Origin of the sequence: Salipiger sp. IMCC34102 (assembly GCF_004145405.1) — a bacterium.
Lineage (GTDB): Bacteria > Pseudomonadota > Alphaproteobacteria > Rhodobacterales > Rhodobacteraceae > Loktanella.
This window is the reverse complement of the sequence record NZ_SELQ01000006.1, coordinates 102,566-121,588: the sequence shown is the minus strand read 5'-3', so window position 1 is coordinate 121,588 and position 19,023 is coordinate 102,566. Positions and strand designations below refer to the sequence as shown.

Genomic DNA, 19,023 nt, shown 5'->3' with positions numbered 1-19,023 from the left:
GCGCGCGACCGAGATCGACAGGTGATGCGATGGCCAAGCCCAAGAAGACTCCGCGCCCCAAGGCCCAGACGCCCAAGGGCTTCCGCGACTACTTCGGCGCCCAGGTCACCCATCGCAGCGCCATGCTGGCCAAGATCGCCGAGGTCTATAGGCTTTACGGGTTCGACCCGCTCGAAACTTCCGCCGTGGAGACGGTCGAGGCGCTTGGCAAGTTTCTTCCGGACGTGGACCGCCCCAACGAAGGTGTCTTCGCATGGGAGGAGGACGGCGATTGGTTGGCGCTGCGCTATGACCTGACGGCGCCCCTGGCGCGGGTCGCGGCGCAGTATCGCAACGATCTGCCCTCGCCCTACCGCCGCTACGCCATGGGCCCCGTCTGGCGCAACGAAAAGCCCGGTCCGGGGCGCTTTCGCCAATTCTATCAATGCGATGCGGATACGGTGGGCGCGCCTTCCGTCGCCGCCGACGCCGAGATCTGTGCGATGCTGTCCGATTGCCTGGAAGCCGTGGGTATCGAGCGCGGCGACTACGTGATCCGGGTGAACAACCGCAAGGTCCTGAACGGTGTGCTGGAGGTCGCGGGTCTGTCCGGCGACGACAAGGAGGCCGAGCGCGGCATCGTGCTGCGCGCCATCGACAAGCTGGACCGGCTGGGGATCGAGGGCGTTCAGGCGCTGCTGGGAAAAGGCCGCGAGGACGAGAGCGGGGATTTCACAAAGGGGGCGGGGCTGGATGAGGCGCAGATGCGTCCGGTGATGGACTTTCTGGCGGTCGGTTCGCGGGTGTCGGGTGATAACGCGCCCGGCGACACCGCCGGGCAGCCCCCGACCTCCCCCCGGGAGGGGGCTACCACCCCCTCCGAGGTCGGGGCCCACCCTCCGGACAACGCGGCGACGTTGCAGACGCTCACGGATATCGTCGGGGAGAATGAGACCGGGCTGAAGGGCGTCGAAGAGCTGCGCGAGATTGCTGATCTGCTCGCCGCCCAAGGCTACGGCCCCGACCGCATCGTCATCGACCCCTCCGTGGTGCGTGGCCTTGGCTATTACACCGGGCCGGTCTACGAGGCGGAGCTGACCTTCGAGGTCACGGACGAGAAGGGCCGCCCGCGCAACTTCGGCTCCGTCGCGGGGGGCGGGCGCTACGATGACCTCGTCAAGCGCTTCACGGGGCAGGAGGTGCCGGCAACCGGCGTCTCCATCGGGGTCGATCGGCTGCTGGGGGCGCTGGAGGCGAAGGGCCGGCTGGAGACTGCCGCCGATGGTCCGGTGATCGTCACGGTGATGGATCGGGCGCGCATGCCCGACTACCAGGCGATGGTGTCCGAACTGCGCCAGGCGGGCATCCGGGCGGAGGTCTACCTCGGCAACCCGAAGAATTTCGGCAACCAGCTGAAATACGCGGACAAGCGCGGCAGCCCGGTGGCGGTCATCGCGGGCGAGGACGAATTCGGACGCGACGTGGTGCAGGTCAAGGACCTGATCCTTGGCGCGAAGATCGCCCAGAACGCCACGCTGGAGGAATGGAAGGACCGCCCCAGCCAGGCGGAAATCGCGCGCACCGATCTGGTCGCTCACATCCGCGACCTGCTGGCCGGGCAGGCCGATGACTGATCCGCGCGCGGTCACGGCCTACGCGGAACAGGTCTTGCGCAGGTTCGAGGACGCGGGCGCCGATCGGTTCGACACCGACACCCTGTTGCCCGCGGACATCCTGCTCGACCTCTACGGAGAGGAGATCCGCGCCCGGTCCTACCTGACCGGGGACGCGGCACGGGGCGAGCTGGTGCTGCGGCCCGACTTCACCGTGCCGTTGGTGCAGGCGCACATGGCGCGCGCCGGGGGCGAGGCCCGCTACACCTACGCGGGCCCGGTCTACCGCAAGCAGGACAGCGACCCCGACCGCGCGGCGGAATTCGTGCAAGTCGGGTTCGAGATCATGGGCGCGCGTGAACCGGCCGAGGCGGAAGCCGAGGTCTTCGCGCTTTTGCGCGCGGCGCTGGACGGTCTCGACCTGCGGGCGGCCACCGGGGACATCGGCGTGCTGCGCGCAGCCGTCACGGGTCTGCGCACCAGCCGGGCGCGCCAGGATGCGCTCTTGCGGCACCTGTGGCGTCCGCGCCGGTTCCGCGCGCTGCTGGACCGTTTCGGCGGCCGCACGCCGGTGCCGCCCACGCGCGCGGCCTTGCTGGCGCAGACCGACCCCCTGGCGCAGGCGCCCGTCCTTTCCGGCAAGCGCACGCTGGCCGAGATCGAGGCGCGGATCGCCGCCCTGCGCGCGGATGCGGCGACCCCGCCGATCTCGGGCGAGGAGATCATGCTGCTCGACACGATCCTGTCGCTCCGGGCCTCTGCGCCAGAGGCACTGGGCCGGTTGCGCGACATCGCGGTAGATCTGCCCGCGATCGGCGAGGCCGTCACACGGATGGCCGCGCGGCTCGACGCGCTTGACGCGCGGGGGATCGACGTGGACGCGCTCGACTTCGAGGGCAGCTACGGACGCACCTCGCTGGAGTATTACGACGGTTTCGTCTTCGGCTTCTACGCGGGCTCCGGCGATCCGCAGCCGGTGGCGACCGGCGGGCGCTACGACGCGCTGACGGCGCGTCTGGGTGATCGTGCCGTGCCCGCGGTGGGCGGCGTGATCCGCCCCGACCTGGTGGTGGCGCTGAAGGAGGCTGCGACGTGCTGAAACTGGGCGTTCCGTCCAAGGGGCGGCTGATGGACAAGACCTTCGACTGGTTCGGCAAGCGCGGGGTGACCTTGCGCAAGGCCGGGGCGGACCGGGAATACAGCGGCACCGTCGAGGGGATCGACGGGGTCGAACTCGTGCTTCTCTCGGCCGGGGAAATCCCGCGCGAACTGGCGGCGGGTCGCATCCAGCTTGGCGTGACTGGGTCCGACCTGGTGCGCGAGAAGCTGTCGCGCTGGGACAGCCGGGTGCGTCAGGTGACGGGCATGGGCTTCGGTGGTGCGGACCTCATCATCGCGGTGCCGCAGGGTTGGGTCGACGTGGACACGCTCGACGATCTGGACGCCGCCGCCGCGGCCTTCCGCGACACCCACGGACACCGCATGCGGATCGCCACCAAGTACCACCGGCTGGTGCGCGAGTTCCTGGCGCGCGAGGGAGTCGCCGATTACGCGCTCGTCGACAGCCAAGGCGCCACAGAGGGCACCGTGCGCAACGAGACCGCAGAGGCGATCGCCGACATCACCTCGACCGGCGAGACGCTGCGCGCCAACGGGCTGAAGATCCTGTCCGACGCGCTCATCCATGCGAGCCAGGCCACGCTGTTCCGCACCCCGCGCCGCGGCTGGACGAACGACCAGCGCGATACGTTCAAGCGGCTCGAGGAGCGGCTGGGGCTGTAATGTCCCTTGGGCCCCGCGAAGGGACCCGTGCAGCTTGCCACGCAGCATGGATCCCCGATCGTCGACCGCCACCGCCCGACCGGTCGCAACTCGCGGTCGGGCAGGGCGATCATTCAGGCGGCTCTCCTGCGGGAACACATCGCGGATCACACCACCGCGACCTCTCCTTCCGCTTGCGGTGACGGAATGAAGAAGGCCAGGATCGCGCAGGCGGCGGAGGCGACGACCCCCATCAGGAAGACGGATTCGAACGAACCGCCTTGCCCGTGCGAGGCGGCGATCACCGATCCCACGACGGCGGCGGCCAGGGTGGTTCCGAAGGCCCGCATCAGAGCGTTCAGCCCGTTCGCGGCGCCGGTTTCGTTTCGCGGCACGGCATTCATGATGAGGGCGGGCATGGCGGCATAGCCAAGCCCGATCCCGGTGCCGACGACCGTGTTGATGATCGCGATCTGGATGGCTCCCAGCGGGATCACCAGGCAGCCGATATAGGCGATCAGCAGGACCATGGCGGCGAGGATCAGCAGAATGCGCGGTCCGGCGGTCCGCTCGATCCGGCCGGCCACCGGAGACATCACCAGCATGGCGAACCCTGCCGGTACGAGCATCAGGCTGGCGGTGAACAGATCGACGCCGAGCCCGCCGGAGGCGACAGGCAACTGCAGGATCTGGGGGAAGGCGACGCTGGCCGAGAAGAGCGCGAACCCCATGGCGACCGAGGCGAGGTTGGTAGTCAACACGGCAGACCGCGCGCTGACGCGGATGTCGACCAGAGGATTCGGGATGCGCAACTCGTAGATCGCGAAAGCCGCGAGGGCCATGAGCCCGATCGCGAGGCTCAGAAGCGTGGGCGCGGATCCCCACCCCCAGCTGCTCCCGCGGGAGATGGCAAGCAGCACGCCCGAGAGACCCACGGTCAGACCGGCGACGCCGACCAGATCGACATGCCCGCCGCTTCGGATCCCCGTGCGGCGCACGATGAAATAAATCAGCGCGATCGACAGGGCGGCCAGAAGGCTCGCAAGGATAAACAGCATGTGCCAATCGAGATGCTGGGTGACGAGGGCACTGACGGGCATGCCGATCGCGCCTCCGACGCCCATCGTGGCACTCACCAGCGCGATCGACGTGCCCAGCCTGCGGGAATCGACAAGATCTCGCAAAAGCGAGATGCCGAGCGGGATCACCCCCATGCCCAGCCCTTGGAGCGCCCGGCCGGCGATCATGGGAAGAAGGCCCGAGGCCAGCGCGCAGACCACGGACCCCGCAAGCAGGATCCCCATCAGGCTCAGGGCCACGGCATGCTTGCCGAACATGTCGCCCAAGCGCCCGGCGATGGGGGTCGAGATGGCGGCGGTCAGAAGCGTGATCGTAATGACCCAAGCCGTGTTCGCGGCATCGGCGTCCAGCAATCTGGGCAGAATACCCTGGATCGGGATGACGATCGTCTGCATGAAGGACGCCGTCAGCCCGGCGAAGGCGAGCACGGCGACCATGAAGGTCTGATGCGTTTGAGTGTATGGTGACTGGAAGTCACGGGTGGGCTGGACACGCATCGGATGCTTTCCGATTGATATTGAGTATCTTTTGTGAGACTGAGTATCAAAAAGGGAGGGGGACATGCAAGATCTCAAGACGCGTACGCGTGATATCAAACGCACCGAACTGGCGGTTGCGGCGTTCGATCTGATGGTGCGGCACGGCTATGATGCCCTGACGGTCGAGGAATTGGCGAAAGGGGTCGGCGTTTCGCGGGCGACATTCTTCCGTTACCTCGGCTCGAAGGACGAAGTCGCCGTCGCGGCGATGGTCGAACCCACGTCCGCCTTCGCGGCGGCCTTCGCGGACGCCACGTCGTCGCAGTCCTTGTGGGATCGAATACGTGCGGCCTTCGAGCCGTCAGTCACGAGCGCCGAAGCGGATGCCGAACGCGTGCGGGCCCGGATCCTCATGGTGCGGGACCATCCCGAACTGGGCGATCGCCTGCGCCGTGCGCGCATGGAACAGATCGAGCGGCTGGTCGACGAAATGGTCGAGCAAGGAGAGGGCAGGTTCGCCGCGGAGATGGTGGCCGCCGCCGCGGTGGCGTTGCTGGACAGGTGCATTTCCCGCTGGGCGGAGACCACCGGACAGACACTGGCGGCCCTGCTCGACGAGGCATTCGCCGAGCTGTCGTCCCGGCTGGGACCCCGGCGCTAGCCTGCGTCGGGTCATGGCGCCAAAGCGCCCCTTGTCAGACCGCCCCGGCGAGAGGGGCTTGCGGCGCGCGACCGGTCTCTATTCGGTAACGCGATCCCGCAGAAGGCGTCGCAGGATCTTGCCAGAGGCGCTCTTGGGAATTTCGTCCACTCGCTCGATCCGGTGGACCTGCTTGTAGGAGGACAACGTCGCGGCAAGATGCGCCTTGATCTGATCGTCCGTCGGGGCGTTCTCGCCTTCGATCACGAAGGCCATCGGCAGCTCGCCGGCATCCGGGTCGGGCAAGCCGATGACGGCCACGTCGGTAATGCCGTCCATGGCCACGATCGTCGCCTCCAGCTCCGCCGGCGCGACCTGGAACCCCTTGTACTTGATGAGCTCCTTCAGGCGATCGACCACGAACATATGCCCGTCCGCGTCGATGCGGCTGATGTCGCCGGTGCGCAGCCAGCCGCCCTCGACGATGGTCGCGGCGGTGGCCGCATCGTTGTTGAGGTAGCCCTGCATGACGTTGGGGCCCTTGATCCACAACTCGCCTTCCGTGCCCGGTTCGACGTCGCGCCCGGTTTCGGAATCGACGATGCGGCACTGGACGTTGGGGGCGGCGATACCGGACGACCCCGGCTTGGCGTCGTCTTCGGGGCAGAGGTGGCTGACCGGCGACATCTCCGTCATGCCGTAGCCTTGCAGGCTGATGCAATTCAGACGAGCGCTTACGGCGTTCGACAGGTCCGCCCCCAGTGGGGCCGCGCCGCAGAAGGTCTGTGTGACCGATGACAGGTCGAAGTCGTCTACAAGCGGGTGCTTGGCCAGCGCCAGTGCCACGGGCGGGACGACCCAAAGACGGCGCGCCCCGTGGTCCTGGCTGACCCTCAGGAACAGATCCAGGTCGAAGCGTGGCAGGGTGACCAGTGCGCCGCCACCGGCGAGGTGAACGTTCATCAGCACGGTCATCCCGTAGATGTGAAAGAACGGCAGGAACGCCGCCGCGATCTCCCCGGGTTCGAAACCGGCACCCCGGATGATCTGGTCCACGTTCACCACGAGGTTACGGTGGCTCAACCGCACGCCCTTCGGCAGACCCGTGGTGCCCGAGGAATAGGGCAGCACGACCGTATGGCGGTCGAGGTCGACGGGGACTTGCGCGGTCATGGGATCGCCCATCAGCGCAGTCAGCGATGTGGCCCCGACGGCGTCGCCGATGGCGTAGAGATCGCGGCAATCGGTCCCTTCCATCGCCTCCCGCGCGGTCTCGGCGAAGGCCGCGACGGTGACCAGCAGATCGGCTTCGCTGTCGGTCAACTGATGGCGCACTTCAAGGGCCGTATAGGTCGGGTTGATCGTCGTCACGGTGCCCCCCGCGAAGGCCGCGGCATGGAAGACGACGCAGTATTCGGGGATGTTCGGCGCCATCAGGCCAAGGACCTTGCCTGGCCCGAAACCCGCCGCCTTCAGACCCCCGGCGAGAGTCCGGACCTGGGTCATGAACTTCGCCGCGGTCAGGGTCCGGCCCGTGGGACCGTCGGTCAGGACGACCTCGTCGGGGCGGGCCTCCAGCCCCTCGAAGACCGCTTCGGTGATGGAGACGTCGCGCAGGGGGACGTCGTCGAACTTGTTGGGATAGATGTGCATGGGCTCCTCCGTCAGGGAAGCCTGCCACGCGGGTTCGTTGCTGTCACGCGTGACGCGGGGCTACCTCACGCCGATGTCGGCCAGCGCCTTGGACAGGGCGGGGGGGAGCGGTTCCTCGGCCTGGCGGTTTGCTGCGACGTCGGGCGGTGCATCGTCGGGGGCAAGGTATCGCCACCCCTGGAAGGCCTTGCGCGGTGTGGCCGCCACGCGGACGACGTCCTTGTCGAGCACGAGGCCGCAGCGCCGGATGCCGTCGTTTCCGATGATCTCCCGCAGATCCGTGACGCGCTGACGGGCGAGGATCACGCCCTTGATGACCCAGTAGATCGACCCGCCGTTCAGCAGCTCGTCCGCGCGCTTGGGCCACATGCGGGTGATGTGGTAATACTGGCCATCAGATACCTGCTTCGAGCGCCGGGTCTGCCAGTCGAGCAGGCCATCCACCGTTTCCGTCCCGACCGAAAGCTTCACCAGATTTACGGTGTTCGTCACTTGTTCACCCCTAGATGCTGTTGCTAAGATAGGCCTCCGCCGCGATTCTTCCAGATCGATCTGACCCCGACCTTTGTCCGAGGATTGCCCATGACCCCCTTCAGCGCCCCCATCGCAGAGCAGATCTGGGACATGAAGTACCGCTTCAAGGAGGCGGACGGCACACCCATCGATACGACCGTCGAAGACAGCTGGAGGCGCATCGCGAACGCCCTGGCCGCGGTCGAGGAGGATCCCGCGACCTGGAGCGACCGGTTCTACGCGGCCCTCGAAGGATTCAAGTTCCTACCCGCGGGGCGGATCACCGCGGGGGCCGGCACGGCGCGCAAGGTGACGCTGTTCAACTGCTTCGTCATGGGCACGGTGCCCGACGACATGGGCGGCATCTTCGACATGCTCAAGGAGGCCGCGCTGACGATGCAGCAGGGTGGCGGGATCGGTTACGATTTCTCGACCATCCGGCCCAAGGGTGCTGCGGTGAAGGGGGTTGCGGCGGATGCCTCGGGCCCGTTGTCGTTCATGGACGTCTGGGACGCGATGTGCCGTACCATCATGTCCGCGGGGTCCCGTCGCGGCGCGATGATGGCGACCATGCGCTGCGACCACCCCGACGTCGAGGATTTCATCACCGCCAAGCACGATGCGGCCCGGCTGCGGATGTTCAACATGTCGGTGCTGGTGACCGATCCCTTCATGGCGGCCGTGAAGTTCGGATCCGACTGGGACCTCGTGTTCGACGGCACCGTCTATCGCACGGTCAAGGCGCGGGATCTGTGGGACGCCATCATGAAGTCGACCTACGAGGTGGCCGAACCCGGCGTGATCTTCATCGACCGGATCAACGCCGCCAACAACCTCAGCTACTGCGAAACGATCGCCGCGACCAATCCTTGCGGCGAACAACCGTTGCCCCCCTATGGCGCCTGCCTGCTGGGGTCGGTGAACCTCGCGCGGCTGGTCACCGATCCCTTCGGCGCGGATGCGGGTCTCGACGAGGCGGCGCTGTCGGATCTCGTCTCCACCGCCGTGCGGATGATGGACAATACCGTCGACGCCAGCCAGTTCCCGCTGGAGGCGCAGGCCGCCGAAGCCCGCGCGAAGCGGCGGATCGGCCTTGGGGTGACCGGGCTTGCGGATGCGCTATTGATGGTCGGCCTGCGCTACGGCTCCGAGGAGGCGGCGCGTCGGACGGAGCGCTGGTTGCACGCCATTGCCCGCGCCGCCTACCTGGCCTCGGTGCAATTGGCCAAGGAGAAGGGGGCCTTCCCGCTCTTCGATGCGGAGGCGTTCCTCGCCTCCGGCACCATGCAGTCGATGGACGACGACGTCCGCGAGGCGATCCGGGCCCATGGCATCCGCAACGCGCTGCTGACGTCGATCGCACCCACGGGGACGATCAGCCTCTACGCGGGCAACGTCTCGTCGGGGATCGAGCCGGTCTTCGCCTACGCCTACACCCGCAAGGTGCTGCAGAAGGACGGCGCGCGCACCGAGGAGGAGGTCGTGGACTACGCCGTGCAGATGTGGCGCGACCTGCACGGCGACGCCCCCTTGCCGGATTACTTCGTGAACGCGCAGACGCTGGCGCCGCTGGACCACGTCCGGATGCAGGCGGCGGCGCAGGCCTGGGTCGATTCCAGCATTTCGAAGACCATCAATTGCCCCGAGGATATCGGCTTCGAAGACTTCAAGGAGGTCTACATGGCCGCCTGGGACCAGGGCTGCAAAGGCTGCACCACCTACCGCCCCAACGCGGTGACGGGCTCCGTGCTCTCGGTCAGCCCTGAGCCGCAGGAACAGGTCGACGACACCCATTCGGGCGACGTGATCTACATGTCCGAACCGCTCGACCGCCCGCAGGAACTGGAAGGCGCGACCTACAAGCTGAAATGGCCCGACAGCGAGCACGCGATCTACATCACCGTCAACGACCTGGTCGTGGCGGGCCACCGTCGTCCGTTCGAGGTCTTCATCAACTCCAAGAACATGGAGCATTTCGCCTGGACCGTCGCCCTGACGCGGATGATCTCCGCCGTGTTCCGACGCGGGGGCGACGTCTCCTTCGTGGTGGAGGAACTGAAAGCCGTCTTCGACCCGCGGGGCGGGGCCTGGGTCAAGGGCAAGTACGTGCCCAGCATCCTGGCCGCCATCGGCGGGGTGATCGAGCGCCACATGATCGCGACCGGCTTCTTGTCGGGCGAGGGAGCAGGCCTGAAGAGCGACCCGACCGCCGAAGTCACCCCGCTCTCCCCCCCTCGCGGCAAGGCCTGCTCCAATTGCGGCAGCTACGAACTGCGGATGGTGGAGGGGTGCGTGACCTGCGCCAGTTGCGGTTACTCCAAGTGCGGGTAGGTTTCGGGTAAGGTGTGTGAAGCGACCACCAATTATTGACCATTTTCGGGGTCATTTGTCCATTATGACAACCAAAAGCTGGCCATTGGACGATTCCAATGGTTAGTTGGCCGCTCGAGCCGTTTCAGTGGGTCGGATGACCTTGAATGGCGGTGAGAGTCTTTCGGGTCCCACCGTGCCCGAGCGCTGCCTTCGTATCGTTCATGCCCTCGTAGCGGATGCGGTGGCGTTGCAGGCCCGGATCCTGGCGCGGTGCGGGCGGGGCGACGTATGACGTCGCCCCGTGGGCCACGAGTTCCTTTGGTTCACCGTCCGGCAAAGTCGGCGGTCGAGATGACCTCTCCGTAGAAGAAGGCGAGCGCCGCCATGATCGCCGCATGGACCTTGTCCGCAGGCACGGTCATGCCGTCGAATACCAATTCGCGCGTGGCACAGGCATCGTGGATCGTGACCGTTTTGTAGCCAAGATCGTTGGCGGCCCGGGTCGTCGCGTCGATGCACATGTGACTCATGGCTCCGATGACGATGACCTCCTCGATGCCCTTCTCGACGAGCAGTTCCTGAAGGCCGGTCTCGCGGAAGGCGTTCGGAAAGTTCTTGGTGATGACCGGTTCGCCCGGGCCGGGGGTGACGGCTTCGTGGATCTCGACACCCGTCGAACCGGGGACGAAGACCGGGGCCCCCGGCATCTCGTGACGCACGTTAACGATCAGATCGCCCACCGCGCGGCCGTGTGCGATCACGCGGGCGGCATTCGCTGCAGCGGCATCGATGCCTTCGAGCGGCAGGTTACCGTCAGGCCAGTATTCGTTCTGGAGGTCGATCACGACGATGGCGCGCTTGGACATGGAAAACCTTTCAGAGTGCACGTTTCTTGTCTTCGATCTGGCCCGGATCTAGATCGACCGCCATTGGCGCAATCGACAGAACCCGGGGCAATACCGACAAATGGACGAGATCAGGATCGGTATCGTTCTCTATCCCGGTGCACAGCTCTCTGCGGCGATGGGGATGGCGGACCTGTTCAAGATCGCCAGTGACCTAGCGGAGCGTGCGGGGGAAGGTGCACCTCGTCTGCAGGTCAGGACCATCGACCCACAGATGAACGGGGCGGCCGAACTGGCGAAGGGGCAGGATACGAGCCACGTCCTGATCCTTCCTCCCTCCTTGGAGGAGCCCATTCCGCCCGTGATCGCCGCGCCGCTGGCTGACTGGCTGCACGCCTGTCACGACGCGGGTGCGACGCTCGCCTCGGTCTGCGGCGGCGCGTTCCTCCTGGCCGAGACCGGGCTTCTGGCGGGACGGACCGTCACGACCCATTGGGTCTACGCCGACGCTTTTCGTGCGCGGTTCCCTGACGTGGTGCTCGACACCGACCGGCTGATCATCGACGGGGGTGACATACTGTCGGCAGGTGGACTGATGTCGTGGACGGACCTCGGTTTGAAACTGGTGGACCGTTTCCTTGGCCCCGTGGTCATGGGACGGACGGCGCGGATGATGCTCGTCGATCCTCCGGGCCGCGAGCAGCGCTATTACAGTGGCTTTGCACCCCGACTGACCCATGGTGATGCGGCCGTGCTCAAGGCGCAACACGTCCTGCAAGCGAACCAGGGGCGCGATGCGCGTCTGGCGGTTCTCGCGAAGGCGGCCGGGCTGGAACAGCGCACCCTCCTGCGTCGCTTCCAGAAAGCGACTGGCCTGACCACAACGGCTTACGCGCAGCGCCTGCGGGTCGCGAAGGCGCAGGAGTTGTTGCAATTCAACCGACTGCCGATCGAGCGGATTGCCTGGGAGGTCGGCTATGCCGACGCTGGCGCCTTCCGCAAGATCTTCCATCGGATCGTCGGGCTGACGCCGGGAGAGTACCGCTTGAGATTCCGGGCGTGAGCAGACGCGATACCGACCGCTTTCACATCGGACCACGAGATCGCATCGTATGGCGGTCGCGCGTATCCTCACCTTATCGACCTTCGGCTTTGCCCGCAGTGCGAAAAGGAGCCGGCCCATTTACAGCGCTCGTCTCAGGAGAGGCCAACGGTGAAAATTCAACCGTTTTCGACACGAGGGTTTGAGGCGCTCGCCGCCGCTAAGTGGCTCGGATTCACTAGGCTTCTCTCTGCCGAAAAAAATTTCGACCGGCATGCAAGTTTCAGCACCAACACCGTGCATCGTCCCTGATGCTATGAGCCGGGTTGTCCGGACATCCTGCAAAGACCGTTCGACTCTTCACCAGGACCGGCCCTTGCCGGCCCTCAAGACAGGTCAGTGGCCGTTTCGCGGATCTCGAAGATCGTCGTCTTGCCGAGCTTCTGGATCAGGGATTGCTCGACCTCGGCCATCACGGTGGAAACGCGGTGGTGAAACGCGTGGGCCACGGTGCAATCATGGGGTTCTTCCTCCGCATCCGGCGCGGCCAGGCGTTCGTCCAGCGCCAGGTAGACGTCGGCGAGCGTGATCTCCTCCGGTGGGCGGGCCAGCCGCCAGCCGCCCGAGTGGCCCGATTCGGAGACGAGAAGCCCGGCCTGGCGCAGGCTTCCCAAGACGCGGCGCACGACCACGGGGTTCGTCCCTGCGTGAGCGGCGATGTCGGCTGATTTTCGGATGCGATCCGGCTGCCCCGCCATGTGGCCAAGCGTATGAAGGGCAAGGGACAGACGGCTGTTGCGTTTCAAGGAATGAAAATCCCGCAAGTTGCGTAACAGTTGGAGTTGCGGAAAATCCGCAACCTCAGTAGTTGCGGAACCATACCGATCCCAAATCGAGACGCAAGCTGATGACCGATACACGCCTTCCCGTTACCGTGCTCTCCGGCTTTCTTGGCGCCGGAAAGACCACGCTTCTCAACCGTGTCCTGAACAACCGCGAAGGCCGCCGCGTGGCCGTCATCGTCAACGACATGTCCGAGGTGAACATCGACGCCGATCTCGTGCGCGAGGGTGGGGCGAACCTGAGCCATACCGACGAGACGCTGGTCGAGATGTCGAACGGCTGCATCTGCTGCACCCTGCGCGACGACCTTCTGGAGGAGGTCCGCCGCCTCGCCGCCGAAGGCCGCTTCGATTACCTGCTGATCGAATCCACCGGCATCTCGGAGCCGCTGCCGGTCGCCGCGACCTTCGATTTCCGCGACGAGTTCGGTGACAGCCTGTCGGACGTGTCGCGCCTCGATACGATGGTCACGGTCGTGGACGCGGTGAACCTGCTGCAGGATTATTCGAGCCACGACTTCCTGAGCGACCGTGGAGAGACCATGGGCGAAGGTGATGAGCGCACCCTGGTGACCTTGCTGGTCGAGCAGATCGAGTTCGCCGACGTCGTGGTCCTGAACAAGGTCACCGATGCAGGGCCCGAGCGCACCGACGCCGCGCGCAAGATCATCCGCAGCCTGAACGCGGACGCGAAGATCATCGAGACCGACCAGTCGGACGTCGCGGCCAGAGAGATCCTCGACACAGGCCTTTTCGATTTCGACACGGCCCACGCGCACCCGCAATGGGCCAAGGAGCTTTACGGCTTCGCCGACCACGTCCCCGAGACGGAGGAATACGGCGTCACGTCCTACGTCTACCGCGCGCGCAGGCCCTTCGTGCCAGAGCGGATCATGGCCGTGCTGGATGGCGAGATGCCCGGCGTGATCCGCGCCAAGGGGCATTTCTGGATCGCCACGCGTCCGCAATGGGTGGCCGAATTCTCGCTTGCCGGGGCCCTGTCGTCGGTGAAGCCCCTGGGCACGTGGTGGGCTTCCGTCCCGAAGGAGCGCTGGCCCGACCACGAGGGCGCGCGCACCTACATGAAAGCCCACTGGCAGGAGCCCTGGGGTGACCGCCGGCAGGAGATCGTCTTCATCGGGTCCGGCATCGACTGGTCCGCGCTCAAGGCGAAGCTGGACGCGGCCCTTCTGCCCGAGTCCGACGCGGCCGGACCCGATGCCCTGCCGGACCTGCCCGATCCCTTCCCGGCATGGCGCAGCAGCACGGAGGCCGCATGAGCCGTAACCTCGGTCAGACCTCGCTGAAACGGCGTCAATCGAACAACCCCATGCGCGACTTCGATGCCCTGCCACCGGAGTTGCGACGCTGGCTGGCCGACGCCTCGTTGCCCTGGTCGCCCAGATCCTGCCGCCGCATCTGGATGCGGGCCCGGTCTGACGGCTGCGGCATCGATACGGTCCTCGCACGGCTCGATCGTGCGCAGGCCAAGACACTGGCGCGCGACACGGTCCAGATCCCTGGACAAACCACCTCATTCGACACCCACAGAAAGACATGAACGTGATCCGCAGCTTTATCGCGACCACCGCCGTGGCCGCTCTCGTCGCAGGTGCCGGTCTCGCGCAGACCGGCGAGACGCTCGACGTCGCCGCGCAATACGAGATCCAGGGGCCGGAACCCTCCACCAGCGGCTACATCTTCACCCGCATGGGCATCAGCGAGACGCTGGTGAACGCCGACGCGGACGGGCAGCTGACGCGCGGTCTGGCGATTGAGTGGAGCGTCTCGGACGACGGGCTGACGTGGGACTTCACCTTGCGTGAAGGCGTGACGTTCCACGACGGGACTGCGATGGACGCGGCCACGGTCGTGAACGCGCTGGAAATCGCGCGGGGCAAACCCGGCCCGCTGGCGGATCTGCCGATCACGGGAATCACGGCGGGCGACGGCTCCGTCGAGATCGCATTGTCGGAGCCGTTGGCAGCACTGCCCGCCTTCCTGGCCGAATTCCGCGCACAGATCCTGGCGCCCGCGTCCTACGGTGCGGACGGCAGCGGGACCGACATCATCGGCACCGGCCCTTATCGCATCACCGCGATGGAACCGCCGCTGTCGCTCGATGCGACGGCCTATGAAGGCTACTGGGGCGATATGCCCCAAATCGCCGAGGTCACCTATTCCGGCGTCAGCCGGGTCGAGACGCGCGCCTTGATGGCCGAGTCCGGCGAGGCGGAGTTCGTCTTCGGCCTTGATCCCGCCAGTGTCACGCGGCTTGGGGGCCTCGATACCGTCGATGTCCTGTCGGTCGCCATTCCGCGCACGCTGCTCATGAAGGTGAACGCCGGGCATCCCTTCCTGGCCAAGCCCGAGGCGCGGCGCGCGCTGAGCCTCGCCATCGATCGCGCGGGGATCGCCGCGGCGGTGCTGCGCTATCCCGAAGGGGCAGACCAGCTGTTCCCGCCCTCGGTCGCCGGCTGGCACAGCGACGAGATCGCCCCGCTTGGATACGACGTGGCGCAGGCACAACAGATCCTGGCGGACCTCGGGTGGGAAGCCGGAAGCGACGGCATCCTCGCGCGCGACGGCGAACGGTTCGCGCTGACCCTGACGACCTACCCGGACCGGCCCGAGTTGCCGCTGGTCGCCGCGGTGCTGGAACAGCAGTTCCGCACGATCGGCGTGGAACTCACGATCAACACCACCAACTCCTCCGAGATTCCGTCGGGTCACCAGGACGGCTCGCTGGAACTGGCCCTGATCGCGCGCAACTTTTCGCTGGTCCCGGACCCCATCGGGACGGTCATGTCGGACTACGTGGGCAACGGCGACTGGGGCGCGATGAACTGGCAGAATGAGCAATTCGCCACCCTGGTGCGCGGCATCGCGCGCGGCGAAGGGGACGACGGCGACCGGGCGCAGGCCGCGGCGATCCTGCAGGACGAGCTGCCGATCATCCCGATCGCCTGGTACCAGCAGACCCTCGCGGTGTTGGATCGCGTGGAGGGGGCGGAAATCGACCCCTTCGAGCGGTCCTTCGGCCTGCAAGACATGCGTTGGGCGGAATGAACGTCCTCGTCTCCCGCCTTGTTCAGGCGGTGATGGTCGCGGTCCTGATCGGGACCGCGACCTTCGTGATGATGCGCAGCCTGCCGGGGGATGCCGCCTGGCGCATCGCCGCCGGACGGTACGGCTACGATCGCGTGGACGCGGCCTCTGCCGATGCGGTGCGCGCGGAACTGGGGCTGGACGGACCGACGCTGCCCGCGCTTGTGCAATGGCTGGGCGATCTGGCGCGGTTCGACTTCGGCACCTCGCTCGTCACCGGGCAGCCGGTCATCAAGGAGATCGTGCACCAGTTGGGCGCCACCGTGTCGCTCGCGCTGGCGGCCTTGCTTCTGTCGCTGCTCATCGGCCCGCCGCTGGGCATCCTCGCGGGGCTGCGGCCCGGCGGTGCGCTCGACCGGGCACTGCTTGTCGCTTCGACCGGGCTGAAGGCCGCGCCGCAGTTTCTGATCGCACTCGTGTTGATCGTGCTGGTCGCCGTCCAGTTGCGCTGGTTGCCCGCCGCCGGACATGGCGAGCCGCGGCATTTCATACTGCCTGCGCTGACGCTGGCCCTTGGCCTATCCGCGGTGAACGCACGGATCGCGCGCGACGCCATGGCCCGGATCGCGGACATGCCCTACTGGCGGTTCGCGCAGTGGAAGGGCCTGAGCGAGCGGCAGACCCTGCTGCGCCACGGTCTGCGCGGCGTTTCGGTGCCGCTCGTGACCTATCTGGGTCTGCAATTCGTCACGCTGGTTGAAGGGGTCATCATCGTGGAGTCGATCTTTGGCTGGCCCGGGATCGGACACGCGCTCGTCCACGCGATCTTCTCGCGCGACGTGCCGATGGTTCAGGGCACCGCCCTGATGCTGGGGCTGGGCTTTGTCCTGATCAACGCGGCCATCGACCTTGCCGTGAACCGCCTTGATCCGAGGACCGCATCATGACCGCCACCACAGACCTGCCGCTGCGGCGTCCGAGCGTCCTGCGCGCCCGGGGCGTCGGAACAACCCTCGTCCTTGCCCTTTTGGCCTTGGCGCTCCTCGGGGGGCTGATCGTGCCGGGCGATCCTTACGCGCAATCGCTGACGAAGGCGCTTGCGGGTCCAGAGGCGACGGCGCCGCTGGGCTACGACCACCTGGGCCGGTCGGTCTTCCACCGCCTCATCCATGCCTTGCGCCTGTCGCCCCTGATCGCGCTCGCGGCCGTGGCGATGGCGGGCGCGACGGGCCTGATCCTGGGCACGCTGGCCGCCGCCCGCGGCGGCTGGGTCGAGCGCGCGTTGGTGATTCTGACCGACGCGTTGCTGGCCCTTCCGGGCCTTCTGCTGGTGCTGATCGTGCTGGCCATGGTGCCCGGCACGGCGCTTGGCTTCTGGGTCGGACTGACACTCGTTCTCTGGATCGAGTTCTTCCGCCTGGCGCGTGCCGCCACGCGAGAGACTCTGGCGTCGCCCGCCGTGCAGGCCTCGCAACTTCTGGGGTTCGGGCCGGTGTACATCTTCCGCACGCATATCTGGCCCGAGATCGCGCCGATGATGCTGACGGCCGCCGCCTTCGGTACGGCGACCGCCATCATGTCCATCGCGGCACTCGGGTTCGTCCACACGGGCATGCGCGCGCCCACGCCGGAACTCGGCCTGATGATGGTGGAACTTCTGCCTTACTGGCGCGAGGCACCGCTGGCGCTTCTGTCGCCAGTCATCGCCACCTTTGCCCTGCTTCTGGGCCTGACCCTTCTGGCCGGGAGCCGTGAGACATGAGCCTGTTGAAAGCCTCGAACATTACCGTCTCGCAAGACGGCACGCCCATCCTCGAGCCGGTGTCGCTGCGCCTGGAGGCGGGGGAGCCGCTGGTCATCCTGGGCGAGACCGGTTCCGGCAAGAGCTTGCTCGCACAGGCCATCATGGGCACGCTGCCGCGTGATCTTGCGGCCCGGGGCCAGGTCGCACTGGGTGATCACCTGCTGGACGCGGCACGCCCCGTCGGGTTCCGTGCGCTCTGGGGGCGTCAGATCGCGGTGCTGCCGCAGGAACCGTGGCTGTCGCTCGATCCGCTGATGCGCGTGCAGTCCCAGGTGACCGAGGCGCATCGGCTGGTGAACGGCAAGCCGGTGGCGGAGGCGCGGACGCAGGCCTCGGCCGACCTCGACCGGCTTGGCCTGACCGGCGCCGGGCATCGCTACCCGCACGAGTTGTCCGGCGGCATGGCACAACGCGTCGCGATCGCCGCGGCGCGGGCCGGTGGAGCACGCATCGTCATCGCCGACGAACCGACGAAGGGGCTGGACGCCGCGCGGCGTGACGATGTCGCGGACCTGCTTCTGGCCGAACTGGCGCGGGGTGGCGGATTGCTGGTCATCACCCACGACCTCGCCCTCGCACGACGTATCGGCGGGCAGATGATCGTCCTGCGCAAGGGCCAGGTGGTCGAAGAGGGACCGACCGCCGCCGTGATGGCGGCACCGTCACAAGCCTACACCCGCGAGCTGATCGCAGCCGACCCCGAAAACTGGAAACCGCGCACCAAACAGGCGGCCGGTTCGGCGGTCCTGACGGCAACGGGATTGGCGGCGGGGCGTGGCGGCACGCGACTTTTCTCCGACGTGTCGTTCGATCTGTCGGAGGGTGAAATCCTGGGGGTCACGGGACCGTCGGGCTGCGGGAAATCGACGCTCGGCGGCGTGGTCCTGGGGTTGATCGATGCTGCGGACGGCGTTGTGAACCGCGCGGACGGGTTGAAAGCCACGGCCTTCCAGAAGCTCTACCAGGACCCGGTCGCCGCGTTCCCGCGCCACAGGACCCTGGCCCGCACGCTTGACGACGTGGCCCGGCGGCACGGTCAGGCCTTGGGGCGTATCGAGGAGCTTCTGCCACGTCTGGGGCTTTCCCCGGCGCTCTTGTCGCGCAGGCCCGATGCCGTCTCGGGCGGAGAGCTGCAGCGTCTGGCGCTGTTGCGCCTCCTGCTCGTGCGGCCTAGCCTGATCTTCGCCGACGAGCCGACGTCCCGCCTCGACCCGATCACGCAGAAACAGGTGATCGACTTGCTTTGCGAGACGGCCCGAAGCGAGGGATGCGCCATCATGCTGGTCAGCCATGACCCGGCGCTGGTCTCGCGGACGGCGGACAAGATGCTGTCGCTCGGCACAACTGCGGCTAAGGTCGATGTGACCGCGCCGCGTGTCGTGGGGGCGTTGCGATGACCCGTCCAACTCTT

Annotated in this window: 17 protein-coding genes; 12 read left to right on the top strand and 5 right to left on the bottom strand. The window is 66.8% G+C overall.

Annotation, left to right across the window (positions count from 1 at the left end; genetic code table 11):
- Positions 1–29: 29 nt before the first annotated feature.
- From EU805_RS13250 to hisG, 3 genes are read left to right on the top strand one after another with little or no spacing between them, the layout of a single operon-like run.
- Complete coding sequence (locus EU805_RS13250) at positions 30–1,613, top strand: HisS family protein (protein ID WP_129764464.1); 1,584 nt, start codon at positions 30–32, stop codon at positions 1,611–1,613.
- Positions 1,606–2,691: an ATP phosphoribosyltransferase regulatory subunit gene (locus EU805_RS13245; RefSeq protein ID WP_129764463.1), complete on the top strand. Its 1,086-nt coding sequence runs from the start codon at positions 1,606–1,608 to the stop codon at positions 2,689–2,691. Before EU805_RS13250 ends, EU805_RS13245 begins: the two co-directional genes overlap by 8 nt.
- Positions 2,685–3,374: an ATP phosphoribosyltransferase gene (gene hisG, locus EU805_RS13240; RefSeq protein WP_129764462.1), complete on the top strand. Its 690-nt coding sequence runs from the start codon at positions 2,685–2,687 to the stop codon at positions 3,372–3,374. The genes EU805_RS13245 and hisG overlap by 7 nt, the downstream gene beginning before the upstream one ends.
- A 146-nt stretch (positions 3,375–3,520) precedes the next feature.
- On the opposite strand, the gene EU805_RS13235 is transcribed toward hisG, so the two are convergent.
- The gene (locus tag EU805_RS13235) at positions 3,521–4,930 is read right to left on the bottom strand and encodes an MFS transporter (protein WP_207208108.1); all 1,410 of its coding nucleotides are present in this window, start codon (positions 4,928–4,930) and stop codon (positions 3,521–3,523) included.
- Positions 4,931–4,994: 64 nt separating this feature from the next.
- Between EU805_RS13235 and EU805_RS13230 the strand changes: the two genes are divergently transcribed.
- The gene (locus EU805_RS13230) at positions 4,995–5,573 is read left to right on the top strand and encodes a TetR/AcrR family transcriptional regulator (RefSeq protein WP_129764461.1); all 579 of its coding nucleotides are present in this window, start codon (positions 4,995–4,997) and stop codon (positions 5,571–5,573) included.
- Positions 5,574–5,651: 78 nt separating this feature from the next.
- Here the strand turns inward: EU805_RS13230 and EU805_RS13225 are convergent, their stop codons facing one another.
- Entirely contained in the window at positions 5,652–7,205 is a 1,554-nt protein-coding gene (locus tag EU805_RS13225; RefSeq protein WP_129764460.1) for an AMP-binding protein, read from the bottom strand.
- A 60-nt stretch (positions 7,206–7,265) separates the two neighbouring features.
- Positions 7,266–7,697, bottom strand: a complete 432-nt coding sequence (locus EU805_RS13220; protein ID WP_129764459.1) for a DUF1489 family protein — start codon at positions 7,695–7,697, stop codon at positions 7,266–7,268.
- A 90-nt stretch (positions 7,698–7,787) separates the two neighbouring features.
- Here EU805_RS13220 and EU805_RS13215 point away from each other — a divergent pair, with 90 nt between their 5' ends.
- Positions 7,788–10,049: an adenosylcobalamin-dependent ribonucleoside-diphosphate reductase gene (locus EU805_RS13215; RefSeq protein ID WP_129764458.1), complete on the top strand. Its 2,262-nt coding sequence runs from the start codon at positions 7,788–7,790 to the stop codon at positions 10,047–10,049.
- 305 nt (positions 10,050–10,354) lie between these two features.
- Here the strand turns inward: EU805_RS13215 and EU805_RS13210 are convergent, their stop codons facing one another.
- Entirely contained in the window at positions 10,355–10,897 is a 543-nt protein-coding gene (locus EU805_RS13210) for a cysteine hydrolase family protein (RefSeq protein ID WP_129764457.1), read from the bottom strand.
- Between the two features lie 163 nt (positions 10,898–11,060).
- Between EU805_RS13210 and EU805_RS13205 the strand changes: the two genes are divergently transcribed.
- The gene (locus EU805_RS13205) at positions 11,061–11,939 is read left to right on the top strand and encodes a GlxA family transcriptional regulator (RefSeq protein ID WP_242494160.1); all 879 of its coding nucleotides are present in this window, start codon (positions 11,061–11,063) and stop codon (positions 11,937–11,939) included.
- Positions 11,940–12,304: 365 nt separating this feature from the next.
- On the opposite strand, the gene EU805_RS13200 is transcribed toward EU805_RS13205, so the two are convergent.
- Positions 12,305–12,724 carry an Rrf2 family transcriptional regulator gene (locus tag EU805_RS13200; protein WP_129764455.1) on the bottom strand — a complete coding sequence of 140 codons (420 nt, stop codon included), beginning with the start codon at positions 12,722–12,724 and terminating at the stop codon, positions 12,305–12,307.
- A gap of 101 nt (positions 12,725–12,825) precedes the next feature.
- Here EU805_RS13200 and EU805_RS13195 point away from each other — a divergent pair, with 101 nt between their 5' ends.
- The 6 genes from EU805_RS13195 to EU805_RS13170 are packed head-to-tail and all read left to right on the top strand — an operon-like array spanning position 12,826 to position 19,009.
- A complete protein-coding gene (locus EU805_RS13195) occupies positions 12,826–14,040 on the top strand; it encodes a GTP-binding protein (protein WP_129764454.1) in 1,215 nt (404 codons plus the stop codon).
- Complete coding sequence (locus tag EU805_RS13190; RefSeq protein ID WP_129764453.1) at positions 14,037–14,321, top strand: DUF6525 family protein; 285 nt, start codon at positions 14,037–14,039, stop codon at positions 14,319–14,321. The genes EU805_RS13195 and EU805_RS13190 overlap by 4 nt, the downstream gene beginning before the upstream one ends.
- A gap of 2 nt (positions 14,322–14,323) precedes the next feature.
- Positions 14,324–15,829, top strand: coding sequence for an ABC transporter substrate-binding protein (locus EU805_RS13185; protein WP_207208107.1), 1,506 nt, complete (start codon positions 14,324–14,326; stop codon positions 15,827–15,829).
- Positions 15,826–16,755, top strand: coding sequence for an ABC transporter permease (locus EU805_RS13180; protein ID WP_129764571.1), 930 nt, complete (start codon positions 15,826–15,828; stop codon positions 16,753–16,755). Before EU805_RS13185 ends, EU805_RS13180 begins: the two co-directional genes overlap by 4 nt.
- The gene (locus EU805_RS13175; RefSeq protein ID WP_129764451.1) at positions 16,752–17,570 is read left to right on the top strand and encodes an ABC transporter permease; all 819 of its coding nucleotides are present in this window, start codon (positions 16,752–16,754) and stop codon (positions 17,568–17,570) included. The genes EU805_RS13180 and EU805_RS13175 overlap by 4 nt, the downstream gene beginning before the upstream one ends.
- Positions 17,567–19,009 (top strand): ABC transporter ATP-binding protein, encoded by a 1,443-nt coding sequence (locus tag EU805_RS13170; protein ID WP_129764450.1) that lies wholly within the window; start codon positions 17,567–17,569, stop codon positions 19,007–19,009. Before EU805_RS13175 ends, EU805_RS13170 begins: the two co-directional genes overlap by 4 nt.
- Positions 19,010–19,023: the final 14 nt, after the last annotated feature.